Raw genomic sequence first — 20,403 nt, 5'->3', positions numbered from 1 at the left:
TTGCCGTGCGCCAAACCGCGCCGTGTCATTCAACTGGCACGGCCGTTTCATGTTGTGAGAGATATGCACCCTTCCGAGGTTTTATTCCAGGGCAAACGCCAGCCGCTCCTTCTCCCCGCCTGCGACCACTACGCCGGCTCCGAGAAGCTGATGCGCAAATCGATGGCCCTGCAACAAGAGCTTGGCCCCCTGTTCGACATCACTTTCGACTGCGAAGACGGCGCCACCGCCGGCAGCGAACTGGAGCACGCCATCCTGGTGGCGCAGCTCGTCAATAGCGACGACAACCATTTCGACCGCATCGGCGCGCGCCTGCACGAGCCGGCCAGCCCCCATTTTGCGAAGGACGTCGAATTGATCGTCGGCGGCGCGGCCAAACGCCTGGCCTATGTGGTGCTGCCCAAGGTGGAAAGCGCGATCGAAGTCACGCGCGCCATCGACCTGATCAACCAGCACGCCCAGAGCGCCGGCCGCCGGAGCGCCGGACCGGTCAACCTGCCGGTGCACGTATTGATCGAGACCCACGGCGCGCTGCGCGAAGCCTACGACATCGCCGCCCTGCCCCAGGTCGAGTGCCTGTCGTTCGGCATCATGGATTTTGTGTCGAGCCACTATGGGGCCATCCCCGCCAGCGCGATGCGCACCCCGGGCCAGTTCACCCACCCGCTGGTGGTGCGCGCCAAGCTCGAGATGGTGGCGGCCTGCCACGCCCACGGCAAGGTGGCGGCGCACAACGTCACGACCGACATCAAGGACAGCCCGACGGTCGCCAACGACGCCCAGCGCGCCGGCGCCGAATTCGGCTTCACCCGGATGTGGAGCATCCATCCGGACCAGATCAAGCCGATCCTGAAGGCGTTCACGCCGCGCCTTTCCGAGGTCAATGAAGCGACGAATATCTTGACGGAGGCGATGGCGGCGGAGTGGGGACCGATTGCCCAACATGGCCGCTTGCACGACCGTGCGAGCTACCGATATTATTGGTCGGTGTTGCAGCGTGCCAAACTGGCGGGCCTCGCGCTGCCGGAAGCCGCTGCCGCAATCGTCAACCTCCCCGACAGCGAATAAACCGACCATGGCCACCCTCCTCCCGAAAATGATCGCCGCCTGCGCCGTCGCGCTCGCGGCTGCCGTCGTGTGCGCGCCGGCAAGCGCGGCAGCCTCCAAGGAAACGCATCCGAAAGCGGAAAAAGTCCTGAAGGCGCAAGCCAAGAAGAAACCGTCGAAGAAGGCGCAAGCCGCTGCCGCGGCCGCGGCAGCTGCAGCCGCTGCGGCTGCAGCCGCCGATCCGCTCGAAGTCAACGAGCCGGACATCACCGACACCAAGGTGACCGAATACGCTTGCGAACTCGGCAACAAAATCACGATCTATACCAACGAGACCGATGGCAGCCATATCGCGCTGCGCTGGAAACAGCGCCTGCACCGCCTGGCGCGCATCGGCACCACCACCGGCGCGCTGCGCTTCGAGAATCCGCACTATGGCCTGATCTGGATCGGTATCCCGTCCAAGGGCATCCTGCTCGACTCGAAGCTCAACCGCCAGCTGGCCAATGAATGCAAGAACGCCGAACAGTCCGCGATCGTGGCGACCGCGGAACCGGAGGCGAGCAAGACTTGAGGATGCGGCGCGGATTTTCCCGGAACTCCGCGCCGTTCTGTCGCCCGAAGTTATATCTGGTCCGTTATTTCCGTGAACGCTGCTGTTGAAATAACAATATTCCCACTGAAGGAGAGATTATGTCTCGCAACACTCTGAACACACTGAAGGAATTCCCGATCGGCGCAGGCCAGAGCGGCCAGTTCCATTCGCTGCCGGCGCTGGCGGAAAACCTCGGTGTGAACCTGTCGCGCCTGCCGGTGTCGATCCGTATCGTCCTCGAGTCCGTGCTGCGTAACTGCGACGGCAAGAAGGTCACCGAAGAGCACGTCAAGCAAGTCGCCAACTGGGGCGCGACCGCAGAGCGTACCGACGAGATCCCGTTCGTCGTGGCCCGCGTCGTGCTGCAGGACTTCACCGGCGTGCCGCTGCTGGCCGACCTGGCCGCGATGCGCAACGTCGCCGCCAAGATGGGCATGGACGCGAAGAAGATCGAACCGCTGGTGCCGGTCGACCTGGTGGTCGACCACTCGGTCACCATCGACCACTTCCGCGAGCCTAACGCGCTCGACCTGAACATGAAACTGGAATTCCAGCGCAACAACGAGCGCTACCAGTTCATGAAGTGGGGCATGCAGGCCTTCGACACCTTCGGCGTCGTCCCTCCGGGCTTCGGCATCGTCCACCAGGTCAACCTGGAATACCTGGCGCGCGGCGTCATGAAACAGGGCGACATGTACTACCCTGACACCCTGGTCGGCACCGACTCGCACACCACCATGATCAACGGCGTCGGCGTCGTCGGCTGGGGCGTGGGCGGCATCGAAGCCGAAGCCGGCATGCTGGGCCAGCCGGTCTACTTCCTGACCCCGGACGTCATCGGCGTCAACCTGAAGGGTAAACTCCGCGAAGGCTGCACCGCGACCGACCTGGTGCTGACCATCACCGAGCTGCTGCGCAAAGAGAAAGTCGTGGGCAAGTTCGTTGAATTCTTCGGCGAAGGCACCCGCTCGCTGTCGACCACCGACCGCGCGACCATCGGCAATATGGCGCCTGAATACGGCGCGACCATGGGCTTCTTCCCGGTGGACGAAGCGACCGTCGACTACTTCCGCGGCACCGGCCGTACCGAAGAAGAACTGGCTGCCTTCGAAGGCTACTACAAGGCCCAGGGCATGTTCGGCATCCCGCAGGAAGGCGAGATCGACTACACCCGCGTGGTGGAACTCGACCTGTCGACCGTGACCCCATCGCTGGCCGGTCCGAAGCGTCCGCAAGACCGTATCGAACTGGGCAACGTCAAGAACACCTTCGCCGACCTGTTCAGCAAGCCGACCACCCAGAACGGCTTCAACAAGAACCCGGACGACCTGCACAAGGTCTACGAGACCACCAACGGCGTGCGCGTGAAGAACGGCGACATCCTGATCGCCGCCATCACCTCGTGCACCAACACCTCGAACCCGAGCGTGCTGCTGGCCGCGGGCCTGCTGGCCAAGAAAGCCGTCGAGCGCGGCCTGACCGTGGCGCCGCACATCAAGTCGTCGCTGGCGCCAGGATCGCGCGTGGTCACCGAGTACCTGACCGCCGCTGGCCTCCTGCCTTACCTGGACAAGCTGGGCTTCGGCGTGACCGCCTACGGCTGCACCACCTGCATCGGCAATGCCGGCGACCTGACCCCGGAACTGAACGCCACGATCACCCAGAACGACATCGTCGCTGCCGCCGTACTGTCGGGCAACCGCAACTTCGAAGCACGGATCCACCCGAACATCCGCTCGAACTTCCTGGCCTCGCCACCGCTGGTCGTCGCCTACGCGATCGCCGGCAACATGACGAAAGACCTGATGACCGAGCCGGTGGGCAAGGACAGCAACGGCGTCGACGTCTACCTGGGCGACATCTGGCCGACCTCGCAAGAGATCGGCGAACTGATGCGCTTCGCGATGAACTCGGAGGTCTTCAAGAAGAACTACGCCGACGTCAAGGGCAACCCTGGCGCGCTGTGGGAACGCGTGTCGTCGACCGAAGGTCAAGTCTACAACTGGCCTGAGTCGACCTACATCGCCGAACCGCCATTCTTCGCCGACTTCGAGATGACCCCGAAAGCGGCCGCCACCGGCATCACCGGCGCCCGCGCACTGGGCGTGTTCGGCGACTCGATCACCACCGACCACATCTCCCCGGCCGGTTCGATCAAGGAAGACGGTCCTGCAGGCAAGTGGCTCAAGGAACATGACGTCCTGAAAGCGGACTTCAACTCCTACGGCTCGCGCCGCGGCAACCACGAGATCATGATGCGCGGCACCTTCGCCAACGTGCGTATCAAGAACAAGATGATCCCACCGAAGGCCGACGGTTCGGCAGTCGAAGGCGGCATCACCCTGCACCAGCCGACCGGCGAACAGATGTCGATCTATGACGCTGCAATGAAGTACGTGGCCGCGGGCACCCCGACCATGATCTTCGGCGGCGAAGAGTACGGCACCGGCTCGTCGCGCGACTGGGCCGCCAAGGGCACCCAGCTGCTGGGCGTGAAGGCCGTGGTCGTGCGTTCGTACGAGCGCATCCACCGCTCGAACCTGGTCGGCATGGGCGTGCTGCCGCTGCAGTTCATCGGCAACGACAGCGTCGAATCGCTGGGCATCACCGGCAAGGAAACCTTCGACCTGAAAGGTCTGGAAGGCGAGATCAAGCCGCAACAACTGGCGACCCTCGTGATCCACCGCGAAAACGGCGAATCGCAGGAAGTCAAAGTGCTGCTGCGTATCGACACCCCGATCGAAGTCGACTACTACAAGCATGGCGGTATTCTGCCGTTCGTGCTGCGTCAGCTGCTGGCTGCCTAAATCTGGAAGGCCCGCGCAAGCGGGTTGCCTGGATGGCAAAAGGGCTGGAATCCTCACGGGTTCCAGCCCTTTTCTTTGGTTTGACCAGCTGCGCACCACATTCTCCGCGTTGAACCACCACCCCATGTACGTCATTTCCGCGCAGGCGGGAATCCAAGTTCCAGCGCAGTGGCAGCGCAAGCAAAATCAGATTCCCGCCTGCGCGGGAACGACGTGCAAGCGTACCGATAAAAGTGACGTTACCGAGCGTCGTACTGCTTCAAACCTCGGCCCACATCCTCAGCAGATTGTGATAATGCGCCGTCAACCCCACCGTGACCTCCGACTCCCCATGCTGCGCGCGCAGCTTCTGGATCTGCGTATCGAGTTCGAACAGCATGCCGCGCTTGCCGTCGTCGCGCACCATGCTCTGGGTCCAAAGGAAGGACGCCACCCGTTCGCCACGCGTCACCGGCCGCACCTGGTGCACGCTGCCCGACGAATACACGATCGCATCGCCCGCCGCCAGCTTGACCTCGTGGGTGCCGTACAGGTCGACCACTTCGAGTTCGCCGCCCTCGTATTCTTCCGGTTCGCTCAGGAACACGGTGGTCGAGACGTCGGCCCGTACCGGCGCCCCGCCGCCGCGCTGGGCACGGATCGCGCCGTCCACGTGCAATCCATAATGTTCGCCGCCGCTGTAGGCGTTGAAGTAAGGCGCCAGCACCCGCAACGGCAACACACTGGAAAAGAACATCGGATTAGCCATCAGGGCCGCGCTCACGATCTGGCCCAGCTCGACGGCCAGTGGCGTGCCCTCGCCCAACTGGCGGTTGCGCTTGACCTTCGCGCCTTGCGGGCCGACGCTCTCGCGGCCATCGAGCCATTCCGGCGCGCCCGCCATGCGGGCGCGGAGTTGGGCTACCTGGTCCGGCGTCAGCACGCCGGGAATATGCAGCATCATGTCGTTCTTCGTTTTATCGAGCCAACAAAAAAATCCCTCCTGACATGGCCAGGAGGGCAGAATCCGGTTGCCCGGCGGGGGTGGTACTCCGTGAGAAACATCCGTCCGTGCTTTCCCGGTCAAGGACGGCTACTGCTTGCAACACAAGCTGGAAACACAAACTAAAAATACAAGCTGGAAATACAGCTCGAACACGCCAAACACTCTTCCCAAACTTGATTGAATGAGAATTATTCTCATTATGTACCCTGTTCGTGTATTGTGCAAGCGTTTGCTTGCGTGGCGATCGACTGGCTTTATCGTTCCTGCACGACAGCCATTGTTCATGACCTGTGGCCGAATCAACTACAATACCGGGGATATGGGTTTATCATCACCCCTCGGCCTTTCGAAACATTCACTGACAAGAGACCCACCAGCGCCATGCGTCGTCCTTCCAAAGATTCAACTCCAAAACTTTCCGCAGAAAGCCAGCGCCTCGTCAGCCTCTCGCAAGCCCTCATGCAAGCTGCCAGCCGCGCTGAAGAACGTGCGTGGGAACACCAACTCGACACGTGCCTGCAAAAGCTGCTCAAGACCAATCACCAGGACAGCATCGACGCCTCGCTGAACGCCCTGTTCAAGGATGACCTGGCCTCGTACGACGTGCTGATGGATACCGTCGAGGCGGTCAGCGAGTCGGCCACCATGGTCGAGCAGGCCGAAGGCGGCGACGTCACCTGGCAGGCCCTGCTGGTCGCGGCGCCGATCCTGGCCTGGACCCGCTTCTCGATCGCCACCGGCGCCATCCCGAACGACTTGCTGTCGACACTGGGCGCCCACTTCTCGGCCCACCTGCTGGCCGACGGCACCAAGATGGCAATTGCTCCAACCTTATATTCGCTCGATCAGCTCCCACGCACCCACGCCGAAACCGCGGCGTTGACGCAAAAGCTGGCGGCCGCCGCGCACAAGGGCGGCACCATCAAGCCTGCCCAGCACCTGGACGAGACCGCGCCCTTCCTGGCCGATACCCGCTACCTCCTTATCGCGATCGTGGCCCCAGCCGGTGAGCCGCTGTTCCGCTGGCAAGAGCCGCAGCATCATCTGCGTTTCGCCGACGAGCGCAACCGCAGCCTCGAGCAGTGGCGCGCTCAGGCCACCGCGAATATCGCGCGCCTGCTGCCGGGCTGCGGCATCGAGCTGCTCCTGCCGAAAGCTTATTACGTGGCCTGCCGCGAAGCCGACAAGCTGATCCGCCCGATCTCGATCCGCGCCGCCGTGCACTACCTGACCAATACACTGGGCGTGGAAGCGTCCGACCTGCGCGCCGTGATCGCCGGCTTCGGCGAAGAGTCGCCGGACATCCAGATCGACGAATACCGCGTCTCGTTCACCATGCGCCAGAGCGCCGACGTGGTGTATGGCATCGTCTGGCCGCTGTATGGCCAGGAAGACGAGAACGGCACGCCGATGGAAGGCCCGCTGGCGGTCAGCGCCACGCCGCTGTCCCCGATCAACGAGATCGCGGCCCACCTCAACGACGCCGGCATCGCCCACATCAAGCGCATCAACGAGCGCTACGTGGCCGAGTATTGCGACGACTGCGGCGCGCCTTTGTTCGCCGATCCGACCGGCGAGCTGGTGCATGCCGAGATGCCGGAAGACGCGCCGGCCGGCACCGAGCACTTCCACTGATGTCGTTCAGGCTCCCGCCGCGGCGGGAGCCTCTCCCCTCTCCTCTGCCGCACGCTCCGGCGTGATGAATTGCCGCGCCAGCCCCTGCTCGTGAAAACGTTCGACGACGAAGTCGATGAAGACGCGCGTCTTGGCCGGCAGCAGCCTGCGGCTCGCGCAATACAGGCAAAGCGCCCGCCACTCCACGAACCAGCCCGGCAAGATGTCCACCAGCGTCCCGCGGCGCAGGAACGGTTGCGCGTGCGGCAACGGCAGCACGATCAATTATGCTGCCCGGCCCGGTCGACACCGACATGCACCCGGAAAAGGCCGAGTTCGTCGCTGGCCTGCACGACTATAGGGCGATCAGGCCATGGCCGTCCCGAAGAGATCGCGGCCATGGTCGCCTGCCTGGCCGGACCGGAAGCCGCCTGTGTCACCGGCGCCGACCTGTTGATCGACGGCGGTTTCGTGGCCTGATTGCGAGTGCCTGGAATCAGGCCATCGGATCGATGGTGAAGGCCGGCATGCGCTCGCCGTTCTTCGCGGTTTCGAGGAATTTATCGGAAGTGAGCAGCGCTTCGTGGATGGTGACGTCCATGTCCAGGTAGCGGTAGGTGCCCAGGCGGCCGACGAAGGTGACGTTGTCTTCGTTCTTCGCCTTGTTGACGTACAGCTCCAGCTGCGCCTTCTCGCGCGTCTGGCGGATCGGATAGTACGGGATGTCTTTCTCTTCGCACTGGCGGCTGTACTCGGCGTAGCAGATGGTCTTCTCGTGCTTTTCCCACGGCGAGAAATGCTTGTGCTCGGTAATACGGGTGTATTTCTTTTCGTCGTCGCAGTAATTGATGACGGCATTGCCCTGGTAGTCGCCGTCGGCGCGGAAGGTTTCGAAGTCCAGCGTGCGGTAAGGCAGGCGGCCCTCTTCGTGCTTGAACCAGGCGTCGATCGGGCCGCTGTAGAACACGTGGGCGTAGTTGCCTTTGTCGGCCGGATCGAAGGCCGTGCTCAGGTGCACGGTCACGCCCGGCACGTCGAGGATGTTCTGGACCAGCGCCGTGTAGCCGTCGGCCGGCATACCCTGGTATTTGTGGTTGAAGTAATTGTCGTCGTAATTGAAGCGCACCGGCAGGCGCTTGAGGATGCTGGCCGGCAGCTCGCTCGGATGCAGGCCCCATTGCTTGATCGTATAGGTCTTGAAGAAGGCTTCGTACAGTTCGCGGCCGACGAAGCGCAGCGCCTGCTCTTCGAAGGTGGTCGGGTTCTCGATCGACCTGTCGCCCAGGTTCTGCAGGAATTCCTGCGCCTCGGCCGGGCCCATGGTCTTGTTGAAGAACTGGTTGATGGTCAGCAGGTTGATCGGCAGGGTGAAGACCTTGCCGCCGGTGATGGCCTTGACGCGGTTGACGTAAGGCTTGAACTCGGCATAGCGGTTGACGAATTCCCAGGCGCGCTCGTTATCGGTGTGGAAGATGTGGGGGCCGTAGACGTGGACCATGACGCCGGTCTCGGCGTCGCGCTCGGAATAGCAGTTGCCGGCGATGTGGGGACGCGACTCGAACACGTCGACGGTATAGCCGGCCTGCGCCAGCTGGTTTGCGATCACGGCCCCGGAGAATCCCGCGCCGACGATGGCGATATTCTTGTTCATTCTTGTGTGTCCTGGTGGTGTTGGCAATGCCGGAGCGTACGCCTGACCTTGACCCGACCTGGGTTGCTTCAAGAACAAATTGTCGGGTCAATCGTGGACACACAACACCGCATCGCGGGTGGAATTAATGATAAAAATATATCACTCAATCCTGTTTTGCTCCGCACAATTGGAGCGGCCCGCGTTGCAGATATTGGATGTGTTTATTTGCGAATGGCAGCGATCACGCGCGTGGCGAACTCGGCCGCGTTGCCGGCATGCCAGCGCCAGACGATCACCAGGTCATGCTCGGGCGACACGACGATGTCATTGCTGCCCGCCCCCAGCGCCGCGAAGGCGGTGGCCGGCATTCCTGGCAGGTTCTTGCCCTTGGTGTTGAGCCACCAAAGGTAGCCATAATCCGGGCCGTGGGCGCTCGGGGTGAGCGCTTCCTTCACGTAGGACGCCGGCAGGATCTGCTTGCCGCCCCAGTTGCCCCCGTTCAGCCACAGGTAGCCGAAGCGGGCCATGTCCCAGCTGTCGATCCACATGCCGCCACCCCAGCGCGTGCCGCCGCTGACCGATGGGACCTGCTTGCCGTTCACCTCGACATAGCTGTTATGGTAAGGAACCCACTTCCAGGTCGGCGAGGCGCCGATCGGATCCATGACCTGCTGCTGGAACACGTCCGGCACGGATTGGCCGAACACGCGCAGCAGCGACAGGGCGAAGCGGTTCACGCGGGTATCGTTGTATTCATAGAAGCTGCCCGGCGTCTTGACCGCGCGCGGCTTTTTCTCGCCCTTGCCGAAGGCCTGCTTGCCGATGAAATTGCTGTGCTTGCCCCACAGCTCGCCTTCCCACTCCGATTCCTGCTGCAGGTGCTGCTTCCAGGTGACCGACGCATTGTGCGGCGCCGCGTAGCCGCCGTCGTCGACCGTCTTCGCCACCGGGTCATTGACCTGGATACGGCCGTCGCGCACCGCCACACCGGCAACCGTCGCCAGCATGCTCTTGGCCACCGAATAGGTCGGGTCGACGAAACGCGTATCGCCGAACTCGGCCACCACATAGCCCTTGTAGATCACGACGCCATTGGTACGGGCGCGCTTCGTCGGCATCGAGCCCAGGCGGGTGCCGAAGATCGCTTCCTGGTCGGACAGGTCGAGCGGACGCTCGGTCTCGCGCGACTGCGCGAACTGGACGGCCGCGGCCAGGGCCGCCGGGTCCATGCCCAGCTGGGCCGGATCCTTGCGGGCCCACTCGCCGGCCGGCGGAAAGTAGGCATTGTCGGCCGCAAACGCGCCGCTGGCCGGCAGCGCCAGGCCCAGTGCGGTGGTGAGGGAAAAAGCGAGCAGGCTGCGGCGTGACATCATGGGCGAAGCGGTCGTCATTATTCGGTATCGGTCCAGGTGGAATACGGAGAACGGATCAGGTTGGAGTTGTAATAGCGCTTGTCGCCGGTGACTTCCTGGCCGATCCAGTCCGGCCTGTCGAAGACGGCGTCTTCGGCCGGCAGTTCGATCTCGGCCACCACCAGGCCCGCGTTCTCGCCCAGGAATTCGTCGACTTCCCAGGTGAAGCCCGCGTGCTCGATGCGGCGCCGATATTTCTCGACCAACGGCCGCTCGCACAGGCGGTCGAGCAATTCGGCGGCATCATTCAAGGGAATCGGATATTCCCACTCGCCGCGCGTCGCGCCTTCGCTCTTGCTCTTGATGGTAAGAAAACCCTGGTCGCCGTAGATGCGCACCCGCACGGTGCGCAGCGGGTCGGAGCTCAGGTAACCCTGGCGCACCAGGACGGGCGTGCCCAGCGTGCGCCAGGCATCGTTCGCGACCAGGAACTTGCGCTCGATCTCAACATGCGTGTAGACGACGCCCATGCGATCAGCCCAGCGCCTGCAGGATCGGCTGCAGCATCGCCGCGCCCAGCCCGGCGCTGCGCGCGCCATTCCAGCCCACGTGCGGGTCGGGCAGGTTGGCGTTGTCCTTGAACGGCATCTCGAGCGTCAGCGACAGGCATTTGTAGTGGTGGCCGACGTACTTCGAGGCCAGCGTCAGGAGCTCGTCGTTGTACTTGCTGGCGGCGTAGCCGTATTCCTTCTGGAAATCCGGGCTGCACGAGATATAGCGGTCGATGAAGGTGCTCTGCTCCAGCGCGCGCTCGGCGGTGAAGTCTTCGAGCATCTCGCAGCCGGCCACGAAGTTGTAGGGGAGCGCCTCGTCGCCGTGGATGTCGAAGAACATGTCGATGCCGACTTCTTCGATCTTGTTCTTGACGCAATAGACTTCCGGGCTGCGCTCGAGCGACGGGTTCATCCACTCGCGGTTGAGGTTGGCGCCGGCGGCATTGGTGCGCAGGTTGCCGCGCACCGAGCCGTCCGGGTTCATGTTCGGCACGATGTAGAACACGGCGCGCTGCAGGAGCTTGCGCGCGACCGGATTGGCGTTGTCGAGCAGCGCATCCATCATGCCTTCGACGAACCACTCGGCCATCGATTCGCCCGGGTGCTGGCGCGCGATGACCCAGATTTTTTTCTCGGCCTGCGGATTGCCGATCACCACCAGGTTCATGTCGCGGCCGTCGACCGTGCTGCCGATGTCGTGCACGCGCGCGATCGGGTTCTCGGCCACTTCGCCCAGCAGGCGCAGGTGGCGCTCCCAGGTGTAGGGTTCGAAATAGGCGTAGTAGACGCTGTCCAGTTCCGGGGTGTGCTCGATGGTCATCACCTGGCCGTCGAAGCTGGTGGGGACGCGGAACCAGTTCTCGGTATCGTAGCTGGCCACCGCCTGGTAGCCCTCGAAGCCCTTCGGATAGGTGGCCTGGCCGGCGTTCAGGAAGCGCATCGTGACAGCCTGGCCGCGCGCGCCCTGCAGGCGGAAGTGGAACCACTGGTGGATGTCGGCGTGCGAATCCTTGCGCAGGTTCAGGTCGATCTGTTTGGCGTTGTCGGCGCGGACGACGTCGATCGAACCGGAGTCGAACATCGTGCTGATCTTGATGGGCATCGTGGGATCCTTTCATGGCCCGTCGCGGTGGACGGTGTGCAAATATCGGGGCGTCGGGCGCCTGCCCGACGATCAGTGCATAAGCAGCGCCGGCCATGATACCGGATCGGCCACGCCGAGCGCCGATGCCGGGCCGGGCGAAAGCGCGTGTTTACTGCGCGTCGAGGTCGATCAGGTCCTTGGTGTACATGGTCATGATCTGGCGCATCAGTTCGACGTTGCCGCGGTCGAGGACGACGGTCAGGTCAGGCTTGCGGTCGAGCACGAAGGTCATGCGGATCGCGCCCGGCAGTTCCTTGCAGTTCACGTATTGCGCGCGCGGCACATGGGGACTGTCCCAATCGGCCTGGGTGATGCCGGGCCCGGCCGGCGGCGCTTTCAGCTGCGGATCGCGGTTGACCGGCAAGTGCTTGAGCAGCCAGAACACGATCGAGGCCGGGATGTGGATGCACAGGTCGCTCGCGCCCTGGCTGGAGAACTTGGTGAGCAACAGGTTGCCAACCCGGTCGCAGGACATGGACAGGCTCTTGACTTGACGAATGACCGCTGGTTTCACGACGTTGATCCTTGGGGGAAGGTTGAAAAAGGCGCAGCGATTCTACCCCATCCCATTCGCGTTTTGTGTGTATTGGAGGCAAAACCAAAGCAAAACGGGAAGCCCGTGGCTTCCCGTCGCATCTCCAACGCCGGCCCTCGGCCGACCGCGTGCTTATTCCTTGGAGCCGCCACTGCGGTTGCCGCCCTGGGCGCTCTGGCGGTTGCCGCCCTTGCTCGAAGTACGCGATGCCGTGCTTGCGCCGGCGCTGGCGGACTGGCGGTTACCGTGGCTCAAGCTGCCGGCGCGGCGTGCTTCTTCCGACGTGAATTCGTGGGCGGTGCCCTTGGCATGGGCGGCCTTGCCGCCCTGGCTGGCGATTTCGCGCTGGCGCGCCGGATCCATCGAGGCGAAGCCGCGGTTGCGGGTGCCGCTGGCGGTGCTCTGGCTGTTGCCCTGGCTGCCAGATTGCTTGTTACCTTGGTTGCTTGAGGCCATGATGACGTTCTCCCTTGTACACTTGTGGAAACCGCCGCGTCCTGCGGCAGGCTTGAAGACTGACCGCCGCCGGCCGCTGACCGGCGAACGATGAGTCAAAGCCCATCTTAGGCAGGCATCTCCGATGCGGCTATAGGAGCATTTCAGATGACTTTGTAGGACTTCGCGCGACAAATAATGCATCTGCGAAAAATTACTTCCAGTAGCCAACAGGCCCGTCAGGGTGAGTCCTACATCGCCCCCTACCTCTTCCTATTCTGTGCCAGGCGTGCGGCGCGCATCATGGCTGTATAGGGCAGGAACTCGACCTGCCTAGCTACCAGCACAGGAGACCGTCATGGACACCAGCAAGCAAGACAAGCACACACTTCCCGGCAACCAGGCCGACTACGGCGCCAATGAAAAAGGCAAGCCCGGCTCGAAGGGCATCACGCGCGATGGCCCGCCCGACCATACCTACCCGAATGCGGCCAGCCGCCAGCACGGTCATTCCGCGATCGACGATTCGGGCGGCAGCCTGGCCCGCGGCGGCTCGATGCAGGGCCAGCAGTCCGGCGGCAGCGGCACCACCCAGGGCGTCACCGACAGCCACGAGCGCCAGATGCAGATGCACTCCGACGCCTGGGGCAAGCTCGAGCAGCCGGTGGGCAACCGCCAGCGCGATACCGGCGTCTCGGTGACCGGCGACGCCCTCAACCGCCAGGGCAAGACCCAGACCGGCGACACGCTCAATCCGCAGGATCCGGCGCATCCGCAGCTGCACGGCACCGAACCGGGCCGCGACGGTCGCGTTCCGGGCACCGTGGCGCCGGAGCCGATCGGCACCGAAGCCGGCGTGCCGGGCGTGCAGCACGGCGATATCTACGGCAACCGCCAGGGCGGCGACGACAACCGTGCCGATACCCAGGACGCGAGCGCCAGCCGGGTCCAGCAACGCGTGGACCGCGAAAGCGGCGCCGAGCCGCGCGACACGGGCAGCGACGACGTCCACAAGTCCAACAACGTGTCCGGCGGCTTGCCGCGCAGCCCCGGCAACTCGGGTCCGCGCACCGAAGGCGAAGGCTACCAGGTGGGCGGCAGCATGCACGCCGAGCCGAATCCGGTGCACCAGTCGAACGATGCCGCCGGCGGCTACCCGCGCAGCCCGGGCGGCGCCAACAAGCTGGCGGGCGACCGCAAGATGGACGACGACACCGGCTTCTCGCGCGGCTAGGAACCTGTCCCGGCAGGTTCCAGGCACGCTCTTTTTTCGCATGACAAGCGGCCCATCGAGGGCCGCTTATTTTTTTCCGGCATCGGCGTTGATCCATCTCCAAACCGTACCGGACTGGAGGAACCGGGGCATGCGCAGAGCACTCGAACCACTCGACATCGCCACCATCACGCGGTGGCGCGAAACCAGCGGAGAAACGAGGAGACCTCGCATGCCTGCACCGGACGACGCCCCCAGCAATGCCCTCCCCACGGTTTCCGTGGTGCTGCCGGCCTGCGGCCGCATGGACCTGCTCGACCGCAGCCTGGACGCCCTGATGCGCCAGAGCGTCGATCCGCACAGCGTCGAAGTCATCGTCGTGGACGACGAACCCAACCACAACACGCTGCACCTGGTGGCCGGCTGGCGCACCCGCACGCTCGAGCGCGGGCCGCGCCTGGCCTATGTCGCCAATACCGGGCCGCGCGGGCCCGGCGCCGCGCGCAACCGCGGCTGGCGGGCCGCGCGCGCCGACATCATCGCCTTCACCAGTGACGATGCCGTGCCCAGCCCGACTGGCTGGCCCAGGGGCTGGCCGCCGTCGACGCGGGCGCCGCCGTCGTCTGCGGCCGCATCGAGACGCCGGTGCCGGCCCGTCCCACCGACCGCCAGCGCAGCGCGCATGCGCACGAACTCGCCGATTTCACCAGCGCCAACTGCTTCGTCCACAAGTCGGTGCTCGAACGCCTCGACGGCTTCGACGAACGCTTCAGCGTCCAGCGCGGCAGCGACGCCGACCTGCACTTCCGCCTGCTCGAACAGAACATCCGCATCGTGCGCGCGCCGCAGGCGCTGGTCGCACACCCGGTGCGTCCGGCGCCCTGGGGCGCGAGCCTGCTGCAGATCCGCCACGCCGTGTTCGACGCCCTGCTGTACAAGAAGCACCCGACGCTGTACCGCGAACGCATCGAGGCGGGTCCGTGCTGGGACCACTACGCCATCGTCGCCGCCCTGCTGCTGGCCCTGCCCTGCTGGGCGCTGGGCTTGCGCTGGCTGGCCCTGGCCGCCACCCTCGTCTGGCTGGCGCTCACGGTGCGCCTGTGCCTGCGCAGGCTGAAAGGCACCGCCCACAGCGCCTCGCACGTGGCCGAGATGGCGGTCACCTCGATCCTGCTGCCGCCACTGTCCGTGTTCTGGCGCCTGGCCGGCGCGGTGCGCTACCGCGTGCGCTTCGCCTGAGCGCGCAATCCGATGAAAGCCATCTTCCTCGACCAGGAAGGCACACTGGTCGACGACATACCATTCAATGCCGAGCCGCGCCGCATCCACCTGGTGAGCGGGGCCGGCGCGGCGCTGCGCATGCTTGCCGAGCTCGACTACCGCCTGTTCGTGGTCTGCAACCAGTCAGGCATTGCGCACGGCTGTTTCACCGAAGCGGCGATGCGCCCCGTTTTCGACCGCCTGAACGACTTGCTGTTTCGCGAGCAGCTCGTCCTCGCAGGCTATTACTATTGCCCCCATCATCCGCTCGGCACCGTCGGCGACTATGCCGTCGCCTGCGCCTGCCGCAAGCCCTCGCCCGGCATGCTGCTGCGCGCGGCGCGCGAGCATGCCATCGACCTGCGCGCATCCTGGATGATCGGCGACATCCTGCACGACGTCGAGGCCGGCAACCGCGCCGGCTGCCGCACCCTGCTGATCGACAACGGCAGCGAGACCGAATGGCGCCTGGGTCCACGCCGCCTGCCCACGCGCATCGCGCCGGACCTGTACAGCGCGGCCCTGCTGATCGCCGAGCATGGCGAGCGCGAGGACGTACGGCCGCAGGCGGGTGCACGTTCCTTGGAATAATGGTGGCCGGCGATGTTTGCCGGAACCACGACGATCCCGGTCAGCCCCGCCGGATTTCGACGATCGGCGAACGCACCGGCGCAGGCACCGGGGCCGACACCGGCGAGCTTGCCGCCAACGCCTGCTCACGCAGTTCGCCGCGCGCCTGCCGTATCACTTCGCGCGCCGCCGACAGGCCGAGGCAAGCCATGATGCTCGCCACCGCGATATCCGGCCATCCGGCGCGGGTGCCGAACACGCCCAGCGCCGCCAGCATCACGGCCAGGTTGCCGATCATGTCATTGCGCGTGCACAGCCACACCGAGCGCATATTGGCGTCGCCGTTGCGAAACGCATACAGCATGGCCGCGACCGCGCCGTTCGCGGCCAGCGCCAGCAGGCTGACGGCGCCCATGGTCTGGGCATGCGGCAGGTGGCCGTCGAGGCCGAGCCACAGCGCCCGCGCCAGCACCAGCACGCCGAAGACGCCCATCACGACGCCCTTCGCATAGGCCGCGCGCGAACGCCACACCACGGCCATGCCCAGCACGAACAGCGACACCCCGTAATTGGCCGCGTCACCAAGAAAGTCGACCGAGTCGGCCAGCAGCGACACCGAGCCGGCGGCCAGGCTGCTGGCCAGCTCCACGCCGAACATGGCGAAATTGATGAGCAGCGCCGCCCACAGCACTTTGCGGTAGCGCCCGTCGGGCGGCGGCGTGGACGAACTGCAGGATCCGGAACAGCAAGCAGACATGATTGCACCTCCAATGACAATGATTGCATTAGAATCCCTGTAGTAACTACAAGGTCAACTACAAGGTCAAGGGATGAACATGCTGATGCGCATTGGTGAACTGGCGAAACTGACGGGCTGCCAGTCCGAGACGGTCCGTTTCTACGAGCAAAAGGGATTGCTGCCGCCGCCGGTCAGGTCGCAGGCGAATTACCGGATGTACGATGCCAGCCACGCCGAGCGGCTGCATTTCATCCGCCGCTGCCGGTCATTGGGCATGTCGCTGGGCGAAGTGGAAACCCTGCTCGGCTACCAGGACCAGCCGGAGCGGTCCTGCAGCGGCGTCAACGCGCTGGTCGACCACCAGCTGTCCGAGATCGACCGCCAGATCCTCGAACTGAAGGCGCTGCGCACCGAACTGTCGACCCTGCGTGCGCGCTGCGATTCGACGCGGCCCGCCGGCCAGTGCGCCATCCTGCGCGAGCTGACCGAACACGCCTGAACCTCGGCCGACTACATCCTGGGATCGTCGATCACCGCGCGCTCGTCGAGCACCGCCTGGTCGTCGCCACGCACCTGCTCGCCCGTCAGCACGCGGTGGATCACCGCGCCGTGCACGCCATGCTGCTTCAGGAATTCGACGGCACTGCGGGTGCCCAGGCTGGCCTGGATGAGGATGCCCTGGCGCACCACATGGGTTGCTCCCGCATACGGATTGGCAAGGCCATTGTCAGCCATGCCGTTCGGCGCCGCGCCGCGGCGATCAATCTGAGAGATTTGCATCTGTTTCCTTTCGTCGAGCCTTGACAGCCCATCGTGCAGCGCCATGCCCGCCCGGGAGGCGCACAAAAAAAATCCGCCGACCGCGAGGCCGACGGAAAAACGCAGTATCCGGTTGAGGGATCACGCGGAGAGACACAGGAGCAATCTTAGCGGCCGATGGTTTCAACTTGATGACAGGCCAGGATTTCCACACTTGCAGGCGGCACGTATCCGCATCGCTCTGCAATTACCCTCTACAATTGCCTATCGTTTATTTACCCAGGAAGGTCAATGGCGCAGATGGCGGCTCCCGGCTTCAGTTATGGCTCCGACGATTCGGGCCTGGTATGGGGATTCCTGTTCCGGCGCGATGCGACCGCGACGCCGATCGGCGTGCACGAGGCCCTGGCCTGGATGCGCGACCCGCAACCGGAACAGTTCATCTGGCTGCACTTCAACCTGTCGAACACCGCCAGCGAGCGCTGGCTGCGCAGCCACGCCATGCTGGCGGACGAGTTCTACGAGACGCTGCACCAGGGTTCGCGCTCGACCCGCCTCGAGCTGGCCGACAACGCCCTGATCGCCGTCGTCAACGACGTGCTGCACGGCTTCTCGCTCGACAGCGCCGAGATCTCGACCTTGTGGGTCCACGTTACCCCGCAGGTCGCGATCAGCGCGCGCCGGAAGCCCCTGGCCTCGATCGAGCGCCTGCGCCAGGACGTGCGCCAGGGCACCCTGCTGCGCTCGTCGAGCGAACTCCTGATCCACCTGCTGCGCGACCAGGCCGACGTGCTGGTGAACATCGTGCGCGAGGCGGTGGCGCGGGTCGATACCATCGAAGACCGGCTGCTGGCCGGCCGCCTGACGCGCCAGCGCGAAGATCTCGGCTCGCTGCGCCGGGTACTGGTGCGCCTGCAGCGCCTGCTGGCGCCGGAGCCGGCCGCCCTGTTCCGCCTGCTGCAGCGCCCACCAGGCTGGGTCGATGGCGACGACCGCCAGGACCTGCGCCAGGCGACCGAGGAATTCACCGTGGTGCTGAGCGACCTGGCGGCGCTGCAGGAACGCATCAAGCTGCTGCAGGAAGAGATCGCCGCCCGCGTCAACGAGGACAATGCCCGCAGCCTCTACCTGCTGACGATCGTGACCGTGATGGCGCTGCCGATCAACCTGATCGCCGGCCTGCTCGGCATGAACGTGGGGGGCATCCCGCTGGCCGACGAGCGCCACGGCTTCTGGATCGCGCTGGGGCTGGTCGCGGCCTTCACCACGGTGGCCGGCTGGCTGCTGTTGCGGCTGCAGCGCCAGCGCTGAATAGGGAGGGCTTTACACGCCTTGGCTACCCATCCCAGGGTATAGCTTACAAAGCGACCGGCCTGGATTACCATGCAGTCGCCAGCACGCCATCCGACCAGCCCAGCCTAGCCGAGAGCCGCCATGAACGACAGCACGCCCGAGTCCCTGCCCGAACCGTCCGTCATCGATCCGCGCTACCTGATCGACCTGAAGACGCGCGGCCACCAGGTCTATCCCGTCCTCGGCGAGGACGAACTCAAGCGCATCCGCCGCTTCGCGACCGAGCGCGCCTGGCACGACGGCGACTATGTGTTCCGGGCCCTGGTCGATTCGCCCGGCATGGTGGTCGTGCTGTCCGGCCAACTGCGCTGCAGCCGCAGCAATGCGCTGGGCCACCGGGTCGAGGTGCACCTGTTCGAGCCCGGCCAGTTTACCGGCGAGGTATCCCAGCTGTCGGGCCGGCCGCCGCTGGTCGACGGCGTGGCGGTCGGCCACCTAGAAGCCCTGGTGCTCGACCCCGAGGCGCTGCGCGCGCTCCTGATGGCCGAGGCGGTGCTGGGAGAACGCGTGATGCGCGCCTTCATGCTGCGTCGTGCGCGCCTGATCGGCGAGCAGCCGACCGGGCCAATCCTGATCGGACCGCCCGGCCACCCGCGCATGTTCGAACTCGAAAGCTTTTTGTCGCGCAATGGGCAACCCTATACCCGGCGCGACCCGGCCTCCGACCCGGAAGCCGCCCAGCTGGTGCGCGAGCACTGGCGCCAGGAGCGCGACTGGCCGCTGGTCGCCATGCCCGACGGCTTCGTGATCAAGAACCCGAGCCTGCTCGAGGTGGGCCGCTTCCTGGGCACCATGCCCCACATCACGCGCGACACGGTCTACGACGTGCTGGTGGTCGGCGCCGGCCCGGCCGGCCTGGCCACGGCCGTGTACGCCGCCTCGGAAGGCCTGTCGGTGATGGTGCTGGAACAGCGCGCCTATGGCGGCCAGGCCGGCGCCAGCGCGCGCATCGAGAATTTCTTCGGCTTCCCCACCGGCATCTCGGGCCACGCCCTGGTCAGCCGCGCTTTTGTGCAGGCCAGCAAGTTCGGGGCCGAGGTCGCTATTCCCGCGCCGGCGATGCGCCTGCTGTGCCGCGAGCGCCCGCTGCGCGTGGAACTGGACGACGGCAGCTGCGCGCGGGCGCGCAGTGTGGTGCTGGCGGCCGGCGCGCGCTACCGCAAGCCCGCGCTGGACGACCTGGCCCGCTTCGAGGGCCGCGGCGTCTACTACTGGGCCTCGCCGGTCGAAGCGAAGGTGTGCCGCCAGCAGACCGTGGTGCTGGTCGGCGGCGGCAACTCGGCCGGCCAGGCCGCCGTCGACCTGGCCGCGCATGCGAAGACCGTGCACCTGATGGTGCGTGGCAACGGCCTGGAAGCGAGCATGTCGAGCTACCTGATCGAGCGCATCCGGGCGAGCGCGAACATCGTGCTGCACACCCGGCTCGAACTGGCCTCGCTCGAGGGCAACGACGCCGGGCTGGAGCGGGTGCACTGCCGCAGCCGCAGCGGCGGCCCGCCGGTCGTGTTCGATAGCCACCACCTGTTCCTGTTCATCGGCGCCGACCCCAACAGCGACTGGCTGCTCGAGTGCGGCGTGGAGCTCGACCGCAAGGGCTTCGTGCTGACCGGCTACGAGGCCACGGGGCGGCATGGCGGACGCGATCTCGAAACGAGCGTGCCGGGCGTCTTTGCCGTGGGCGACCTGCGCGCCGGCTCGACCAAACGTGTTGCCGCGGCGGCCGGCGAAGGCGCGGCCGTGGTCGCCCAGGTGCACCGCTTCCTGGCCGAGCAACTGCAGGAGAGCGACGCGGGCCCTTAGGGGATTTA

At 65.2% G+C, this 20,403-nt stretch carries 21 protein-coding genes and 1 pseudogene; 12 read left to right on the top strand and 10 right to left on the bottom strand.

All coding sequences use genetic code 11. The features are described 5' to 3' along the window. Positions 1–63 precede the first annotated feature (63 nt). The 3 genes from DIR46_RS20700 (at position 64) to acnA (ending at position 4,449) form a co-directional block, all read left to right on the top strand. The gene (locus tag DIR46_RS20700) at positions 64–1,068 is read left to right on the top strand and encodes an HpcH/HpaI aldolase/citrate lyase family protein (protein ID WP_109346926.1); all 1,005 of its coding nucleotides are present in this window, start codon (positions 64–66) and stop codon (positions 1,066–1,068) included. Positions 1,069–1,075: 7 nt separating this feature from the next. Next, positions 1,076–1,621, top strand: a complete 546-nt coding sequence (locus tag DIR46_RS20695; protein ID WP_109346925.1) for a hypothetical protein — start codon at positions 1,076–1,078, stop codon at positions 1,619–1,621. Between the two features lie 119 nt (positions 1,622–1,740). Continuing rightward, positions 1,741–4,449 carry an aconitate hydratase AcnA gene (gene acnA / locus DIR46_RS20690; protein ID WP_109346924.1) on the top strand — a complete coding sequence of 903 codons (2,709 nt, stop codon included), beginning with the start codon at positions 1,741–1,743 and terminating at the stop codon, positions 4,447–4,449. A gap of 259 nt (positions 4,450–4,708) precedes the next feature. On the opposite strand, the gene DIR46_RS20685 is transcribed toward acnA, so the two are convergent. Then, a complete protein-coding gene (locus DIR46_RS20685; RefSeq protein WP_109346923.1) occupies positions 4,709–5,392 on the bottom strand; it encodes a Fe2+-dependent dioxygenase in 684 nt (227 codons plus the stop codon). 423 nt (positions 5,393–5,815) lie between these two features. On the opposite strand from DIR46_RS20685, the gene DIR46_RS20680 reads away from it, so the two are divergent. After that, positions 5,816–7,069: a DUF2863 family protein gene (locus DIR46_RS20680; RefSeq protein ID WP_109346922.1), complete on the top strand. Its 1,254-nt coding sequence runs from the start codon at positions 5,816–5,818 to the stop codon at positions 7,067–7,069. A 6-nt stretch (positions 7,070–7,075) separates the two neighbouring features. Here DIR46_RS20680 and DIR46_RS20675 read toward each other — a convergent pair whose 3' ends face one another. Continuing rightward, a complete protein-coding gene (locus DIR46_RS20675) occupies positions 7,076–7,333 on the bottom strand; it encodes a type 2 periplasmic-binding domain-containing protein (protein ID WP_229446338.1) in 258 nt (85 codons plus the stop codon). Between the two features lie 114 nt (positions 7,334–7,447). Between DIR46_RS20675 and DIR46_RS28065 the strand changes: the two genes are divergently transcribed. Further along, positions 7,448–7,528 carry a hypothetical protein gene (locus DIR46_RS28065; RefSeq protein WP_379764073.1) on the top strand — a complete coding sequence of 27 codons (81 nt, stop codon included), beginning with the start codon at positions 7,448–7,450 and terminating at the stop codon, positions 7,526–7,528. 16 nt (positions 7,529–7,544) lie between these two features. Here DIR46_RS28065 and glf read toward each other — a convergent pair whose 3' ends face one another. From glf to DIR46_RS20640, 6 genes are all read right to left on the bottom strand, one after another. Continuing rightward, positions 7,545–8,699 carry a UDP-galactopyranose mutase gene (gene glf / locus DIR46_RS20665; RefSeq protein WP_109346921.1) on the bottom strand — a complete coding sequence of 385 codons (1,155 nt, stop codon included), beginning with the start codon at positions 8,697–8,699 and terminating at the stop codon, positions 7,545–7,547. Between the two features lie 203 nt (positions 8,700–8,902). Further along, entirely contained in the window at positions 8,903–10,054 is a 1,152-nt protein-coding gene (locus DIR46_RS20660) for a serine hydrolase domain-containing protein (protein WP_229446337.1), read from the bottom strand. Between the two features lie 17 nt (positions 10,055–10,071). After that, on the bottom strand, positions 10,072–10,563 hold the full coding sequence (locus DIR46_RS20655; RefSeq protein WP_109346919.1) for a CYTH domain-containing protein: 492 nt from the start codon (positions 10,561–10,563) through the stop codon (positions 10,072–10,074). A gap of 4 nt (positions 10,564–10,567) precedes the next feature. After that, positions 10,568–11,689, bottom strand: a complete 1,122-nt coding sequence (locus DIR46_RS20650) for a M14 family metallopeptidase (RefSeq protein ID WP_109346918.1) — start codon at positions 11,687–11,689, stop codon at positions 10,568–10,570. 151 nt (positions 11,690–11,840) lie between these two features. After that, on the bottom strand, positions 11,841–12,245 hold the full coding sequence (locus tag DIR46_RS20645; protein ID WP_229446336.1) for a hypothetical protein: 405 nt from the start codon (positions 12,243–12,245) through the stop codon (positions 11,841–11,843). A gap of 153 nt (positions 12,246–12,398) precedes the next feature. Continuing rightward, positions 12,399–12,722: a KGG domain-containing protein gene (locus DIR46_RS20640; RefSeq protein ID WP_109346917.1), complete on the bottom strand. Its 324-nt coding sequence runs from the start codon at positions 12,720–12,722 to the stop codon at positions 12,399–12,401. A 337-nt stretch (positions 12,723–13,059) separates the two neighbouring features. Between DIR46_RS20640 and DIR46_RS20635 the strand changes: the two genes are divergently transcribed. The 4 genes and pseudogenes from DIR46_RS20635 (at position 13,060) to DIR46_RS20625 (ending at position 15,765) form a co-directional block, all read left to right on the top strand. Continuing rightward, positions 13,060–13,935, top strand: coding sequence for a hypothetical protein (locus tag DIR46_RS20635; protein ID WP_109346916.1), 876 nt, complete (start codon positions 13,060–13,062; stop codon positions 13,933–13,935). After that, positions 13,841–14,521, top strand: a pseudogene (locus DIR46_RS27775) (glycosyltransferase family 2 protein); the annotation flags it as partial. The gene DIR46_RS20635 and the pseudogene DIR46_RS27775, both read left to right, overlap by 95 nt. A gap of 38 nt (positions 14,522–14,559) precedes the next feature. Further along, the gene (locus DIR46_RS27395) at positions 14,560–15,153 is read left to right on the top strand and encodes a glycosyltransferase family 2 protein (RefSeq protein ID WP_229446335.1); all 594 of its coding nucleotides are present in this window, start codon (positions 14,560–14,562) and stop codon (positions 15,151–15,153) included. Between the two features lie 12 nt (positions 15,154–15,165). After that, positions 15,166–15,765, top strand: a complete 600-nt coding sequence (locus tag DIR46_RS20625; RefSeq protein ID WP_109346915.1) for a D-glycero-alpha-D-manno-heptose-1,7-bisphosphate 7-phosphatase — start codon at positions 15,166–15,168, stop codon at positions 15,763–15,765. A 40-nt stretch (positions 15,766–15,805) separates the two neighbouring features. On the opposite strand, the gene DIR46_RS20620 is transcribed toward DIR46_RS20625, so the two are convergent. Beyond that, the gene (locus tag DIR46_RS20620; protein ID WP_109346914.1) at positions 15,806–16,501 is read right to left on the bottom strand and encodes a cation efflux transmembrane domain-containing protein; all 696 of its coding nucleotides are present in this window, start codon (positions 16,499–16,501) and stop codon (positions 15,806–15,808) included. A gap of 79 nt (positions 16,502–16,580) precedes the next feature. On the opposite strand from DIR46_RS20620, the gene cadR reads away from it, so the two are divergent. Further along, entirely contained in the window at positions 16,581–16,982 is a 402-nt protein-coding gene (gene cadR, locus DIR46_RS20615) for a Cd(II)/Pb(II)-responsive transcriptional regulator (protein WP_229446334.1), read from the top strand. 11 nt (positions 16,983–16,993) lie between these two features. Here the strand turns inward: cadR and DIR46_RS20610 are convergent, their stop codons facing one another. After that, positions 16,994–17,263 (bottom strand): hypothetical protein, encoded by a 270-nt coding sequence (locus DIR46_RS20610; RefSeq protein ID WP_109346912.1) that lies wholly within the window; start codon positions 17,261–17,263, stop codon positions 16,994–16,996. 270 nt (positions 17,264–17,533) lie between these two features. On the opposite strand from DIR46_RS20610, the gene DIR46_RS20605 reads away from it, so the two are divergent. Both DIR46_RS20605 and DIR46_RS20600 read left to right on the top strand, forming a co-directional pair. Continuing rightward, complete coding sequence (locus tag DIR46_RS20605) at positions 17,534–18,553, top strand: transporter (protein ID WP_109346911.1); 1,020 nt, start codon at positions 17,534–17,536, stop codon at positions 18,551–18,553. Positions 18,554–18,676: 123 nt separating this feature from the next. Beyond that, positions 18,677–20,395: an FAD-dependent oxidoreductase gene (locus DIR46_RS20600; protein ID WP_109346910.1), complete on the top strand. Its 1,719-nt coding sequence runs from the start codon at positions 18,677–18,679 to the stop codon at positions 20,393–20,395. Positions 20,396–20,403: the final 8 nt, after the last annotated feature.

This window comes from Massilia oculi (genome assembly GCF_003143515.1).
Classification (GTDB): Bacteria; Pseudomonadota; Gammaproteobacteria; order Burkholderiales; family Burkholderiaceae_D; genus Telluria; species Telluria oculi.
Note: the sequence above shows the minus strand (reverse complement) of the source record. Positions and strands in the feature narration are given on the sequence as shown.

Bases quoted from the DNA above. Each gene is read 5' to 3' on its own strand.
- glf (WP_109346921.1), bottom strand. From the start codon at position 8,699: ATGAACAAGAATATCGCCATCGTCGGCGCGGGATTCTCCGGGGCCGTG.
- DIR46_RS20700 (WP_109346926.1), top strand. From the start codon at position 64: ATGCACCCTTCCGAGGTTTTATTCCAGGGCAAACGCCAGCCGCTCCTT.
- cadR (WP_229446334.1), top strand. From the start codon at position 16,581: ATGCTGATGCGCATTGGTGAACTGGCGAAACTGACGGGCTGCCAGTCC.
- DIR46_RS20655 (WP_109346919.1), bottom strand. From the start codon at position 10,563: ATGGGCGTCGTCTACACGCATGTTGAGATCGAGCGCAAGTTCCTGGTC.
- DIR46_RS20660 (WP_229446337.1), bottom strand. From the start codon at position 10,054: ATGATGTCACGCCGCAGCCTGCTCGCTTTTTCCCTCACCACCGCACTG.
- acnA (WP_109346924.1), top strand. From the start codon at position 1,741: ATGTCTCGCAACACTCTGAACACACTGAAGGAATTCCCGATCGGCGCA.
- DIR46_RS20620 (WP_109346914.1), bottom strand. From the start codon at position 16,501: ATGTCTGCTTGCTGTTCCGGATCCTGCAGTTCGTCCACGCCGCCGCCC.
- DIR46_RS20695 (WP_109346925.1), top strand. From the start codon at position 1,076: ATGGCCACCCTCCTCCCGAAAATGATCGCCGCCTGCGCCGTCGCGCTC.
- DIR46_RS20600 (WP_109346910.1), top strand. From the start codon at position 18,677: ATGAACGACAGCACGCCCGAGTCCCTGCCCGAACCGTCCGTCATCGAT.
- DIR46_RS20685 (WP_109346923.1), bottom strand. From the start codon at position 5,392: ATGATGCTGCATATTCCCGGCGTGCTGACGCCGGACCAGGTAGCCCAA.
- DIR46_RS28065 (WP_379764073.1), top strand. From the start codon at position 7,448: ATGGTCGCCTGCCTGGCCGGACCGGAAGCCGCCTGTGTCACCGGCGCC.
- DIR46_RS20610 (WP_109346912.1), bottom strand. From the start codon at position 17,263: ATGCAAATCTCTCAGATTGATCGCCGCGGCGCGGCGCCGAACGGCATG.
- DIR46_RS20625 (WP_109346915.1), top strand. From the start codon at position 15,166: ATGAAAGCCATCTTCCTCGACCAGGAAGGCACACTGGTCGACGACATA.
- DIR46_RS20605 (WP_109346911.1), top strand. From the start codon at position 17,534: ATGGCGCAGATGGCGGCTCCCGGCTTCAGTTATGGCTCCGACGATTCG.
- DIR46_RS20650 (WP_109346918.1), bottom strand. From the start codon at position 11,689: ATGCCCATCAAGATCAGCACGATGTTCGACTCCGGTTCGATCGACGTC.
- DIR46_RS20640 (WP_109346917.1), bottom strand. From the start codon at position 12,722: ATGGCCTCAAGCAACCAAGGTAACAAGCAATCTGGCAGCCAGGGCAAC.
- DIR46_RS20635 (WP_109346916.1), top strand. From the start codon at position 13,060: ATGGACACCAGCAAGCAAGACAAGCACACACTTCCCGGCAACCAGGCC.
- DIR46_RS20680 (WP_109346922.1), top strand. From the start codon at position 5,816: ATGCGTCGTCCTTCCAAAGATTCAACTCCAAAACTTTCCGCAGAAAGC.